Raw genomic sequence first — 12,181 nt, forward strand, 5'->3', positions numbered from 1 at the left:
TGTGATGTCACCCGAGGCGGCGGGCGCGCTCGTGCGTGAAGTTGATCGCGTCGAACCCGGCGGTGACGCTGGAAACATAAAGGTCGAGATCGTCCGTGACGAGGCCAACATCGTCGCGCAGCGCGGCGAGGATGCCGGCATCGGTCAGGCCGAGGCGTGGGAATTCCGGCTGTGCGAGCGCTGCCGCGCAAGGGACGTGAATTTCCGGTATTATGCAGCATCTCCACCAAGCCCCACCCGTGAGCGCGACCGCTCCCGCTGCGGGCGGCCGATGGCGAGTAAATTCGTTAACTCATGCTAATCCTCGGTTGTCCGAAGGACGGCGACTTGGTACGAAGCACACAATTAGCTCTGTGACTATGGACTAGCACAATGCCTAAGATGGTACCCCATAGAATAATCTCCGAAAAATTCCGAGACCACCCGGTTGTGAAATTGCTTTTTGAAAAAGATGGCTTTGATGCAATCGATGGCTTACATAATTGGGCGGATATATCTTGCGAACAATTTTTCATAATCCCGCGGGCCTTTGCAAATTTTCCCGTTTTGAAGCTACTTAAAAAACACGGCGAATTCGATATCGATGATGAAAGAAACGCAGTTTATTTGCCAATTGTGCCGATACAGGCGGCAATGTTAAATAAGTCGTGTTATGCGGATCCTCCCATTCCTTCGTATTGTGATGTTGCCCAGCGCCTACTCGCTTATTTTGAAAAATTGAACGATTTTGCCCGCGCTCAGAGCGGCAACAAAGAGTCCTTTAAGCGCATCGCGGCAGACATTCGAATGATCCAAAGTCAAATGCGGCAGGGCTTGGAAAATGGAATGTTGCATGCTGCCTATCCTGTCGAAATTCCTCCGGAAATGCAAAAATACGCGCATCCGAAAAGCACTGAGTTTCCCGGATCGGGCGGAGCGTCTAAAAACTAAATAAATTAAGTGGAGCTGCTTGCATGTGCGTTACTGCAATACCTCGACAGCGGCTTGGATAGCCGAGCTGCTGTCGCTGACGCATGAAGCCGGGAGCCCCTACCGGAACCTCGTGGCGGTAACTCAGGTGAGCTTGTTACCTAATTCCGTGAATTTCCTCTGCCCTGACGGCAAAATCCCGGAAGGCTTCGACGTCCGGCCGCGTCCCGGTTCCTGAAACTGCCGGATCAGGTTCGAGGTCTCGCCCAGCACGTGCGGCGTCGTGACGATTCGGTCAGCTTTCGCCAGCAGCGTTTCGAGCAGAGGCATATCCTCGCTCCGGTCGCTGCGGGTCCGCTTATGCACCTCGACGAAGGCCGGCGAGGCGCGGCCGACCGTGAGCAGGACCAGCAGGTTGGTGTCGAGGAGGCACGCCCGCATCACCCCTCGGCCATCAACGGCACCCGGTCGTCCACCGGGAGCAGCCTTCCGTCGGGATCGGCGATCCGCACGGTCTTGTAGGTGCGGTTGAGGTCGAGGTCGCGCCCGAGCCGGTTGGTGACGATCTTCGGAGCGTCCCAGGGGCGAGAGAAGCCGAGGGTGATCGACCAAACCTCGGCCATGTCGTCGAAGCGGACTTCTTCGAGGCCGAGATTCGTCAGGCTTTCTCCGGCGAAGGCCTCCGCGACGTCGGTCTTCGCCTTGGCTACCGCTTCCTTCACGTCCATGGCAACCTCCGAGCGTATCGCCCGAATGTAAGCGTTCGCGCCGGCCAGGGGGAGGCCCGATCACCCCCTACCCGAACCGCGCCAACAACCCCGATCCATCGACCCCCAAGGCCTCGGCGATCTCGGCCAAGGCCGCCTTCTCCTTCTCCCCGATGCCCTCGTGGTCGGCGACATCGGCGGCGATCAGGAAGACGTTGCGGCGCTGCTCCTCCGGGCGGTCGGCGATGACCGCGACGCGCACGAGGTTCTCGGAGCGGCCGGCGCGGGTGCGGGCGCGGCCCAGGCCCTCGTAGAGGGCGTGTTCCAGCATCAGGCTGTCGTAGCCCTTCTCAAGGATCGGATTGGCGTGAAGCCCGGCGAGCGCCGTGTCGAACTCTTCCGACATCACCTCGCCGTCGGCGACCGCGACGTTGGCGCAGGCCGAGACCGCCGCCTGCATCAGGCTCTCGTCGCCGGCATAGGCCGTCAGCGTGCGGCGGAAGCGCTCCACCGTTTCCGAGATCAGACCCATTCCCGCCCTGCCGTCATGCCCGAACCGGCTTCAACACGCCGCGCGGCCCCAGGTTCAAGGCACCAACGGCACCTGTGCGCTCTGGCGCACGCGGGCTTCCGCCGCCTCGATGGCACCGGGCGTGCCGACATGGAGCCATTGCCCGTCCAGGCGTAGCCCGTGCAGGCTGCCGCTCTTGGCCGCCCGGTCGAACAGCAGGGTGAGCGAGAACGAGCCCTCCGGCGTGTCGGCGAACAGCTCGGGCTTCAGAATGGCGACGCCCGCGTAGATGAAGGGCGCGACCTCGCGCTCGCCGCGCCAGGCGAGACGCCCGTCGGCATCCATGTCGAAATCGCCCGCGCCCTCGTAGCCGAGGCTGGTCGCCGTCGGCGCCACCAGCAGCAGGATGTCCATGGTCTGCGGGTTCCAGGCCTCGATCAGCCGGGGCAGGTTCGGGCGCGGGCCCTCCAGCCAGAACGAATCGGAGTTGAACACCACGAACGGCTCGGAGCCGAGATGGTGCAGCGCCTTGCGGATGCCGCCGCCGGTCTCCAGCAGCGCCGCGCGCTCGTCGGAGATCACGATCGCCGGGCCGCCGACGCGGTGGGAGAGATGGCCCTCCATCAGGTCGGCGAGCCAGTGGACGTTGACGATGGCGGTCTCGATCCCGCCTTCGGCCGCCCGGTCGAGGGCGTGGTCGATCAGCGCCTTGCCGGCGACCTCCACGAGTGGCTTCGGCACGGTGGCCGTGATCGGCCGCATCCGCTTGCCGAGGCCCGCGGCGAGCACGAAGGCGCGCGTTATTTTTTTGGGGTTGGTCGCGTCGTTCATGGCGGCCATCGGAAGCGTTGGAGGCAGGATCAGGCGGTGGGCGCGACGAGACTCGGCAACTGCGTCTCGTGCCAGGCCCGCAGGGGGCCGAGCGCCGGATGGGCGAGGTTGCGGGCGAGGTAGCCCTCGATCCGCGGCAGGTGGGCGAGGTAGCCCGGCTTGCCGTCGCGCTTGTCGAGCCGGGCGAAGATGCCGAGGATTTTCGTGGCGCGTTGCGCCGCCAGCACCGCGTAGGAGCGGGCGAAGCCCTGGAGGTCGAAGCCGGGATCGCGGGCGCGGCGCTCACGGATGTAGAGGCCGAGCAGCCGCAGCTCGAAATCCGCGCTGCAATCGACGCGGGCGTCCTGCAGCAGCGAGGCGACGTCGTAGGCCGGGTGGCCCATCACCGCGTCCTGAAAGTCGATCACGCCGACCCGCTCCAGCCCCTCGCGCTCGGGCAGCCAGATCAGGTTGGGGGAGTGGTAGTCGCGCAAAGTCCAGGTCGTGCGCTCGGTCAGCAGGTCCTTGAGGGCGTCGCCCCAGAGCGCCTGGAACTCGCGCCGCGCGTCCGGCGGCAGGTGGGTGTTGCGGATGGCGGGCGCGTACCATTCGGGCATCAACTCGACCTCGAACAGCAGCGCCTCCGCATCGTAGCGCGGCAGCCCGTGCTCGATACCGTCCGCCACCGGCACCCGGTCGGGCAGATCGGTGGCGTGGAGCTTGGCGAGCAGGCGCACGGCTTCCGCATAGCGCTCGGGGCGCGGCGCGCCGTTCTCGACCACCGGCTCGGAGCCCAGATCCTCCAGGATCAGCAGCCCGGCCGAAAGATCCTCGCCGAGAATCTTCGGGGCCGAGACGCCGAGGCCGACCAGCGCCCGGTCCATGCCGACGAAGGCGTGGATGCTTTCGGCGAGCTTGACGACGGCGCTGTAGGGCTTGCCGTCCTTCACCGGCGGGCCGTCGGGGCGCGGCGGCGCGATCATCAGCACCGCAGTCTCGCCGCCGGGCCTCACCAGCCGCTCGTAGGCGCGCGACGAGGCGTCGCCCTGCATCGGCACCCGGTCGGCCTCGTCCCAGCCGGTGCGGGCGATCAGCGCGCGCACCGCGCGGGCGCGGTCGATGCGCTCGCGCATCCCCGGCGTGCCGTCGATCCGCACGAAGCGGGCGCCCTCGCCGTATTCGGGCCGGAGCGAGAGATCGACCGAGAGGGTCTCGGCGTCGCGCGGACCCAACCGCTCCGGCCACTCGACCAGGGTGATGGCGGTCTCGGCGAGTTCATCGAAGCCGAGTTCGACCAGTTCGTCGGGCCCGCGCAGGCGGTAGAGGTCGGCGTGGATCACCGGGCGGCCGCTCCGGGTCTCGTAGGGCTGCATCAGCGTGAAGGTCGGGCTCGGCACTTCGAGCCGCGGGTCGCCCGCGAGTTCGCGGATCATCGCGCGGGCGAGCGTGGTCTTGCCCGCGCCCAGCCCCCCGGAGAGGGCCACGAGGTCGCCGGGCAGGAGGAAGCCCGCCAGGAACGCGGCCATGTCCTCGGTGGCGCCCTCTTCCGGCAGCAGCACCTCCCAGGCCGGGCGCCGCTTGGGCGTCTCGGATGAGGAAGCCCCGGCCGTGCCGTCCGTGTCCTCGCTCAACGCCTCACCCTCCGCACGCACCGCCGGACGCCCCCCCGGACACATGGGTCCGACGGTTTCGCGCGATCCTAGCAGGGGATGCTTAACCGGTTTTCTTACCGCAGGCGAAACCTTGAAAGTTCGGCCCAAGCTCCGGTCGGGATGCGGTTTTCCCTACTCCGCCGCCTCCAGGCTGGCGGCGGCGCGGCCGTTCGGCGTCGGGCCGTTGCGCGGCGTGCGGGCGGCCTCGGCTTCCGGGCTCGGGCCGGGGAGCTGCCCGTTGCCGGGCGAAGGCTCGGCGGGAAACAGGCAGGAGACGCGGGTGCCGCGGCCCGGCGCGGAGGCGATCTCGACCCGGCCGCCATGCAGCTCGACGAAGGAGCGCACGATCGACAGCCCGAGACCCACGCCGCGGTGCTTGGTGCCGAGCGTGTTGCTCTCGAACCGGTCGAACACCCGGTCGATCACCTCCGCCGGGATGCCGCGGCCCTGGTCGATCACCGACAGCGTCAGCGCGCCGCCCTGGCGCCGCGCCTCGACGCGCACGTGCTGGCCGGGCTCGGAGAAGCCGACCGCGTTCGACAAGAGGTTGAACAGGATCTGGCGGACCCGCTTGCCGTCGGCGAACACGCTGCCGACGCCGTCCGGCACGTCGAGGTCGAGGCCGATATGGGACTCGGCCAGCCGATCCTCGATGCCGCGGGCGGCAGCCTCGACGGTGGCGCGCACGTCGATGGTCTCGCGCTGGAGTTCGAGCGAGCCGGCATCGATCGAGGCGAGGTCGAGGATGTCGTTGATGATGACGAGCAGCGCGGCGGACGAGCGCATGATGTGCTCGGAATACTCGCGCTGGCGCTCGTTGAGGGCGCCGACGGTCTCGTCGCCGAGGAGCTGGGTGAAGCCGATGATGTTGGTGAGCGGCGAGCGCAGCTCGTAGGAGACGTGGTGGACGAAGGTGTCGCGCAGCTGCGAGGCACGCTCCAGGGCGTCGTTCTTGTCGGTCAGCGCCCGCTCGACGTTGGCGCTCGCGGTCACGTCGATGAAGGTCAGCAGCGTCGCGCCGAGCGGCAGCGGCTGGGCCGAGCAGTCGAGCACGGTGCCGTCGCTCATGTCGAGGCGGCAGGAATGGACGCTGCGGGAGTCGCTGAGGCCGGTGATGGCCTGCCGGATGCCGGCCCATGTGCCCTGGTCCGGCGTCAGCGTCCGGCAGGCGGCGATGACGGCGTCGACGTAGGGCTTGCCCGCGAGCGTCGCCGGATCGATCCGCCACGTCGTGGCGAAGGCGCGGTTGGCCACCGTGAGGCGTCCGTCGGCGGCGAACACCGCCACGGGCTCCTTGAGGGCCTCCAGCGTCTCGGCCTGCTCCTTCATCAGCGCGTCGTAGCGCGAGGCGAGCTTCATGCTCTCCGAGACGTCCTGGAACAGGTAGGTCAGGCCGCCCTGCGGGTTGGGGTCGGCGAGTACGCGAAGCGTGCGCCCATCGGGCAGGTACCAGGGCGTGTCGGTGGCCTCCACCGCGCGGTAGGCGGCGAGCACCTCGGCCTTCCACGAGCGGAAATCGGCCTGCTCCGGCAGCTTCCGGGCCGCGCGCAGCCGGTCGAGAATCTCGCCGTCGAGGGGTTTCGAGTCGAGGAAGGCCGGGTCGAGGTCCCACAGGCGCTGGTAGGCGGCGTTGTGGAAGATCAGGCGCTGGCGCGCGTCGAACATCGCCACCGCGGTCGGCAATTGGTCGAGGGTGCGGACGTTGGCGTCCATCTGCCGTTGCAGGTCGGCGCGCACGCTCTCCAATTCCGAGACGTCGACGGCGATGCCGACGCGGCCCGTCTCGGTCGCGCTCTCGCAGACGTCGAGGGTGCGGCGCGCGCCCGCGACCACCGCGGAGAGGCGAAGGGGCTGGGGGTGAGGCTGGGGCTGGCTCTTGGCGGCGGGGCGCCGGGCGATCTGCTCGCGGGCGGCGCGGTCGAGCAGTTCGAGCCCGCCCTCCACCACCGCCTCGCGGTTCGGCGCCTCGACGGCGGCGGCGTAGGCCGCGTTGGCGAAGGCGAGGCGCCCGTCCGGCGCCCGGTGCCAGACCGGCTGGGGAATCGCGTCGAGGAGGCCGGCGAGCGCCGCGAAGCCGCGCTTGGCCTCCTCCAGGGTGCCGCGCAGCTCGATCAGCTCGCGCCGCTCCTCCGTCGTCTCGCGCAGGCGCAGCAGCGCCCGCCCGCCGACCGCCCCGCCCTGCGCCTCGATGTAGCGCCCGGCGAGGCTGCGCAGGTTCATCCGGAAGCCGGTGCCGCGCTCGCGCAGGGCCGACACGGCGGCGTCGAGGAGTTGCGCGTCCTGCGCGGCGAGCCACGTGCCGAAGGCGAGCAGCCGCTTGGCCCCGTTCTGCGCGCCGCGGGGATCGGCCGCGCCGCCCCGGAGATCCTGAGCGAAGCCGGCATCGCCCTCGACCGCGGGCTCGCCGCGCCCGGCCCAGGTGACGAGCACCTGCCGCTCGGAATGGAGCAGCATCTCGGCCCGGTCGTGGGCGCCGCTGAGCGCCGAGAGCGCATCCTGCAGGGCGCGCTCGCGGCGCATCCAGCGGCCGCGCTCGCGCATGTGCAGCAGCGACAGGATCGTCGCGAACACGGTCAGGCCGATCAGCACGGCCAAGCCGGCGGCGTTGTGCGTGTGCATCGGTCCCAGCATCGACCCCGCGTCGCCGGACGGAGCGCCCTCGGCCGCCGCCGCCAGCGGCGCCGCGACCCAGAGGACGCCGGCACGCGCGAGGCCGCGCACCGTCCGTTCCAGACCCATTCTCAAGCCCCCGACACCCGCGCCGGACGGCGACGGCCGAACGCCGCCGTCCGGGCAAAGGCATCCCGTCACCCCCGACCATCGGCCGAGGCGTGGGCGCCCGCTCCGTTCGTTCGCCCCATCCTAACGCGGGGGGGATTCCGGCTGGAAGCGCCTTTATGGCCCGAAGCGGGACCGCGCTGCATTCGGACGCGGCGGGGCGCACAAAAGCCACAGTAGCTTTTGGTTGGCCTCAGGCGCCGGCAGCCGCGTCCGCGGCTTTGGCTGCTCGCTTTGCTGGACGCCTCGGCTTTGCCGAGGCCGCTGTGCGGGGCGCTTTTCGCGCCCGGTTATACGGATTTCCTTGCCTGCACCGTTCAGGCCGGTTTCGGTTGATTCGGTCGGCTTCCACCTCACTCCGCGGGTGGGGACCAAACGAAAAAAGAGCCCGGCCTTGCGGCCGGGCTCCCTGGTTCGTCCGTCGGTGCGCCGATCGCGTCGGCGTCAGCCGTTCAGTAGCGGTAGTGCTCGGGCTTGAACGGGCCGGTCTCGGCGACGCCGATATAGGCGGCCTGGTCGGGGCGGAGCTTGGAGAGCTTCACGCCGATCTTCTCGAGGTGCAGGGCCGCGACCTTTTCGTCGAGGGTCTTCGGCAGGGTGTAGACCTGCTTCTCGTACTTGCCCGGGTTGGTCCAGAGCTCGATCTGGGCCAGCGTCTGGTTGGTGAACGAGGCCGACATCACGAAGGACGGGTGGCCGGTGGCGTTGCCGAGGTTCACCAGACGACCCTCCGACAGGAGGATGATGCGGTGGCCGTCGGCGAAGGTGATCTCGTCCACCTGCGGCTTGATGTTCGACCACTTGAGGTTCTTCAGGCCGGCGACCTGGATCTCGTTGTCGAAGTGGCCGATGTTGCACACGATCGCACGGTCCTTCATGGCGCGCATGTGCTCGATCGTGATGATGTCCTTGTTGCCGGTCGCGGTCACGAAGATGTCGGCGCGCGGCGCGGCGTCTTCCATGGTGACGACCTCGTAGCCCTCCATCGCGGCCTGGAGCGCGCAGATCGGGTCGATCTCCGACACCATCACGCGGCAGCCTGCGTTGCGCAAGCTAGCGGCCGAGCCCTTGCCGACGTCGCCGAAGCCCGCGACCATGGCGACCTTGCCGGCCATCATCACGTCGGTGCCGCGGCGGATGCCGTCGACCAGCGACTCCTTGCAGCCGTAGAGGTTGTCGAACTTCGACTTGGTGACCGAGTCGTTCACGTTGATCGCCGGGAAGAGCAGCTTGCCTTCCTTGGCGAGGTTGTAGAGGCGGTGGACGCCCGTGGTGGTCTCCTCGGAGACGCCCTTGATCGAGTCGGCCAGACCCGCGAACCAGCCCTTCGGCTTCTCGGCGAGCTTCTTCTTGAGGAGCGCGAAGAAGATCTCCTCTTCCTCGGATTCCGGCTTGTCGAGGAAGGCGGTGTCGCCGTTCTCGGCGCGGAGACCCAGATGGACGAACATGGTGGCGTCGCCGCCGTCGTCGAGGATCATGTTCGGCATCGAGCCGTCATGCCAGTCGAACAGCTTCGAGGTGTAGTCCCAGTACTCGGTCAGGGTCTCGCCCTTGACGGCGAAGACCGGGATGCCGGCGGCGGCGATGGCTGCGGCGGCATGGTCCTGGGTCGAGTAGATGTTGCAGGACACCCAGCGGATGTCGGCGCCGAGAGCCTTGAGCGTCTCGATCAGCACCGCGGTCTGGATCGTCATGTGCAGCGAGCCGGCGATCTTCGCGCCCTTGAGCGGCTGGCTCGCGCCGTACTCCTCGCGGGTCGCCATCAGGCCCGGCATCTCGGTCTCGGCGATCGAGATCTCCTTGCGGCCGTAATCGGCCAGCCCGATGTCGCGGACGATGTAATCGTTGGCTGCAGCCATGTGATGTCCCTCTGGAAGCGGGGCCCTTGCGGCCCTCGTGCGCCGGCGGACCGGCGCGTCGGCCGTCCCTGTAGCAGGGCGCGGCTTACGGAGCAATCAAGACATAAAGATGTCTTTATGCGTTTTGCCGAGGTCGGGGTTCACGGCGGCGCACGGCCCGACGGTGACCGACCCTCCTCTCCGACCGACTGGTGCCGATCGCGGTCAGGCCGTAGAGGGCTGCCCAACGAACCGGCCTCGACGTCGTTCGAACGTTTATGAGGACGTCGCCCATGAGGTCGCCCATGAGGTCGCCCATGAGACTGCTCATGAGACTGCCGCGCCTGTTCCGGAAGCGCCGCCCGGTGCCGCGCCGCATGCCGGGCTTCGACGAGGCCTATTACCTTCGGGCCTACCGCGACGTGGAGCGGTTCCCCGGAACGCCGCTGCAGCACTATCTCCTGTTCGGCTGGCGGGAGGGTCGCGATCCGAGCGCGGGCTTCAGCGGTGACGGCTATCTCGCCGCCAATCCCGACGTCGAAGCCCGCGACGTCGATCCCCTGACGCACTTCCTCGATCTCGGACTGGCCGAAGGGCGGACCGGCTGGCAGAAGGAAGTCGGCGCGCCGGCTCCGGCCGCGCATGTCCCCCGGTCTCGGTTCGAGGGGCCGCTGCGGGACTTCGTCGAAGAGACGATGGTCTTCATGTACTGGGTCGATCGGGGTCTCGCGGAGCCACCCTCCGCCCCGGACTGGAGAGCGATCTACCCGAGATTCGAGGTCTTCGGCGACCGGGACGTGATCCCGCTGCTGCCGAAGGCGTTCGTTCCCGTCTTCGAGGCGATCCGACTGCCTTCGGCGAAATCGGACATCGCGCGCCTCTTCCTCCTCCGCGAGCACGGCGGATTGTATGTCGATGCCCATGTCGGCCCGACCTCGCCTCAGAATCTCATGGAGACGCTGAAGGATCTCGAGACGGTCCATGTCGTCCTGTTCGGCAGGGAATGGGCCATGTCGAAGGCGACGGATCTCGACCTCATGAACGGCGTCCTCGCGGCGCGGCGGGGCGCATCGGAGCTCGACCGCGTCATCGACCGCGTGGTTGGCAACGTTCTCGCGCAGAAGCGAAAGGAGGAGGCCACGTTAGAATACGTCCCTTACGACCTCTTCGGCCTGACGGGCACCTTCATCATCGTGCAGGAATTCTTCGATCAGGCGTTTCCGAAGCCTCGGATCAAGGCCGAGTTGCGGGAGCGGGTCTCTGTCCACTTCATGAAGAACAACATCGATTCCGGTTTCGGCGTCTTTACGCACTACTCGTATCGGAAACCGAACGAGCACTGGAGCGAGCGCCAGAGTCGCGAGCGGTTCTTCCTGGACTGAGAACGACGCATGGAGGTCCGCGATGGGGGAATAGCCTCACGCGGCGCTACGCCGGTCGAGCGCCGGGCTGGGGCCAGCCGTCTCGACCCGGTCGCGACCGGCGTGCTTGGCGGCGTAGAGGGCCGCGTCGGCGCGCACGAGCAGGCCATCGACGCTCTCGCCCGCGGCGCGCGCGGCCACGCCGAAGGAGCAGGTCCGGCGGCCGACCCCCGCGATCTCCGTCTCGGAGACCCGCAGGCGCATCGATTCGGCGAGCGCCTGCGCCGCGGCGAGGTCGGTCGAAGGGCACAGGATCACGAATTCCTCGCCGCCCCAGCGGCCGAGCCGGTCGCCCGGCCGCGCCGCGTCGCCGAGCGCTCCGGCGAGCGCCACCAGCACGGCGTCGCCCACCGCGTGGCCGTGGCGGTCGTTGATCGCCTTGAAGTGGTCGATGTCGGCCAGGATCAGGCTGAGTCCGGCGCCCTCCTCCCGCACGGCGTCGGCCAGCGCCTCGTCGAGGGCGCGGCGGTTGCTCAAGCCCGTCAGCGGGTCGGTGACGGCGAGGCGTTCGAGGTCGCGGGTGCGCTCCTCGACGCGGGCCTGGAGCGTGGCGTTCGCCTCCTGCAGGTCGTGCAGCAGGGCGGCGTTGTCGTCGAAGGCGCGGCGCAGCTTGGCCGCCATGGCGTTGAATACGCCCGCCAGCAGATGGAGTTCGTGGTGGCCCCGCGCCCGCAGCCGCAGCGGCCGCGCCCCGAGGGAGCGGGCGTCGAGCCCGGTCACGAAGGCGCCGATCTCGGCCAGAGGGCGGCCGACCATGCGGTAGACCACCACGGAGAAGATCGCCAGCAGCGCCAGGGTCTTGAGCAGCGAGTTGATCAGGATGACGATCAGCGTCTCCTTGACCTGATCGAGGGCGATGCCGTCGTTGGAGCGCACGATCCAGTGGCCGACCCGGTGCGGGCGGCGGTTCTCGTCGGTGTAGACGAGGTCGAACCGGCGCTCGAACGGCCGGTCGAACAGGGCGGGCCAGCGTTTCGCGCCCTCCTCGCCGCCGACTTGGCCGCCGACGCGCTCGACCATTCCGCCATGCTCGTCGCGCAGCTCGGCGCCGGTCACCACCGGCATCTCGGCGACCCCGCGCAGGATGCCGCGCAGCACGCCCGCGTTGAAGTTCCACAGGGCGTCGGCGAGCCCCTCGCCGAAGGTGCGCTCCATCGCCCGGATATCGGCCTCCAGGCGCTGATGCGCGCTGCGGTATTCGGTGAAGACCTGCACGCCCGTCACCGCGACCGCGACCACGAGATAGCAGCCGAGGATCACTCGCAGCAGGCGGACGGCGAGCGACGAGCCGAACAGGTGCCGCGCGGGGCCGGACCAGGGGGTGTTCGAAGGGTCGGTCGGAGCCGGATCGGGAGGCGGGGCCGAGGCTGTCACGCGGTCTCCTCGGTCTCCCATGGTGAGGGCGGCTCGCCGCCGGGGCGCGGCGCGCCCAAAAACTTGCCGAGGATATCGTATCCGAATCGGAAGCTTAGCGGTTTGTTGACGCACCGTCACGTTCCGGTGGACGGGCTTTCCTTGCCGGGGCATCGTGCTGGATGGTCGTATCCGGCACGAT

At 68.3% G+C, this 12,181-nt stretch carries 11 protein-coding genes; 3 read left to right on the plus strand and 8 right to left on the minus strand.

Features of this window, described 5'->3' with window-relative positions; all coding sequences use genetic code 11:
• Position 1 precedes the first annotated feature (1 nt).
• Positions 2 to 301 (plus strand): hypothetical protein, encoded by a 300-nt coding sequence (locus tag ASG52_RS26870; RefSeq protein WP_162249971.1) that lies wholly within the window; start codon positions 2 to 4, stop codon positions 299 to 301.
• A gap of 128 nt (positions 302 to 429) precedes the next feature.
• Positions 430 to 930, plus strand: coding sequence for a hypothetical protein (locus ASG52_RS26875; protein WP_210170403.1), 501 nt, complete (start codon positions 430 to 432; stop codon positions 928 to 930).
• Positions 931 to 1,053: 123 nt separating this feature from the next.
• On the opposite strand, the gene ASG52_RS04690 is transcribed toward ASG52_RS26875, so the two are convergent.
• From ASG52_RS04690 to ahcY, 7 genes are all read right to left on the minus strand, one after another.
• The gene (locus ASG52_RS04690; RefSeq protein ID WP_056239759.1) at positions 1,054 to 1,350 is read right to left on the minus strand and encodes a PIN domain-containing protein; all 297 of its coding nucleotides are present in this window, start codon (positions 1,348 to 1,350) and stop codon (positions 1,054 to 1,056) included.
• Positions 1,350 to 1,637, minus strand: coding sequence for a hypothetical protein (locus ASG52_RS04695; protein ID WP_056239762.1), 288 nt, complete (start codon positions 1,635 to 1,637; stop codon positions 1,350 to 1,352). Before ASG52_RS04695 ends, ASG52_RS04690 begins: the two co-directional genes overlap by 1 nt.
• Before the next feature lie 67 nt (positions 1,638 to 1,704).
• A complete protein-coding gene (locus ASG52_RS04700; protein WP_056239764.1) occupies positions 1,705 to 2,148 on the minus strand; it encodes a tellurite resistance TerB family protein in 444 nt (147 codons plus the stop codon).
• Positions 2,149 to 2,202: 54 nt separating this feature from the next.
• Positions 2,203 to 2,958 (minus strand): nucleotidyltransferase family protein, encoded by a 756-nt coding sequence (locus ASG52_RS04705; protein WP_056239766.1) that lies wholly within the window; start codon positions 2,956 to 2,958, stop codon positions 2,203 to 2,205.
• 29 nt (positions 2,959 to 2,987) lie between these two features.
• A complete protein-coding gene (tsaE, locus tag ASG52_RS04710) occupies positions 2,988 to 4,568 on the minus strand; it encodes a tRNA (adenosine(37)-N6)-threonylcarbamoyltransferase complex ATPase subunit type 1 TsaE (protein ID WP_502691028.1) in 1,581 nt (526 codons plus the stop codon).
• 153 nt (positions 4,569 to 4,721) lie between these two features.
• Complete coding sequence (locus ASG52_RS04715; protein WP_082552344.1) at positions 4,722 to 7,328, minus strand: sensor histidine kinase; 2,607 nt, start codon at positions 7,326 to 7,328, stop codon at positions 4,722 to 4,724.
• A gap of 491 nt (positions 7,329 to 7,819) precedes the next feature.
• Positions 7,820 to 9,226, minus strand: a complete 1,407-nt coding sequence (ahcY, locus tag ASG52_RS04720; RefSeq protein ID WP_056239769.1) for an adenosylhomocysteinase — start codon at positions 9,224 to 9,226, stop codon at positions 7,820 to 7,822.
• A gap of 308 nt (positions 9,227 to 9,534) precedes the next feature.
• Between ahcY and ASG52_RS25935 the strand changes: the two genes are divergently transcribed.
• Positions 9,535 to 10,587 carry a glycosyltransferase gene (locus ASG52_RS25935; RefSeq protein WP_082552345.1) on the plus strand — a complete coding sequence of 351 codons (1,053 nt, stop codon included), beginning with the start codon at positions 9,535 to 9,537 and terminating at the stop codon, positions 10,585 to 10,587.
• Between the two features lie 36 nt (positions 10,588 to 10,623).
• Here ASG52_RS25935 and ASG52_RS04730 read toward each other — a convergent pair whose 3' ends face one another.
• The gene (locus ASG52_RS04730; RefSeq protein WP_056239771.1) at positions 10,624 to 12,000 is read right to left on the minus strand and encodes a GGDEF domain-containing protein; all 1,377 of its coding nucleotides are present in this window, start codon (positions 11,998 to 12,000) and stop codon (positions 10,624 to 10,626) included.
• Between the last annotated feature and the right edge of the window lie 181 nt (positions 12,001 to 12,181).

This window comes from Methylobacterium sp. Leaf456, from assembly GCF_001425465.1.
Lineage (GTDB): Bacteria > Pseudomonadota > Alphaproteobacteria > Rhizobiales > Beijerinckiaceae > Methylobacterium.

Excerpts from the sequence above, each read along its gene's own strand:
- ASG52_RS04690 (WP_056239759.1), bottom strand. The coding sequence starts at position 1,350 with ATGCGGGCGTGCCTCCTCGACACCAACCTGCTGGTCCTGCTCACGGTC.
- ASG52_RS04695 (WP_056239762.1), bottom strand. The coding sequence starts at position 1,637 with ATGGACGTGAAGGAAGCGGTAGCCAAGGCGAAGACCGACGTCGCGGAG.
- ASG52_RS04700 (WP_056239764.1), bottom strand. The coding sequence starts at position 2,148 with ATGGGTCTGATCTCGGAAACGGTGGAGCGCTTCCGCCGCACGCTGACG.
- ASG52_RS04705 (WP_056239766.1), bottom strand. The coding sequence starts at position 2,958 with ATGAACGACGCGACCAACCCCAAAAAAATAACGCGCGCCTTCGTGCTC.
- ASG52_RS04715 (WP_082552344.1), bottom strand. The coding sequence starts at position 7,328 with ATGGGTCTGGAACGGACGGTGCGCGGCCTCGCGCGTGCCGGCGTCCTC.
- ahcY (WP_056239769.1), bottom strand. The coding sequence starts at position 9,226 with ATGGCTGCAGCCAACGATTACATCGTCCGCGACATCGGGCTGGCCGAT.
- ASG52_RS25935 (WP_082552345.1), top strand. The coding sequence starts at position 9,535 with ATGAGACTGCCGCGCCTGTTCCGGAAGCGCCGCCCGGTGCCGCGCCGC.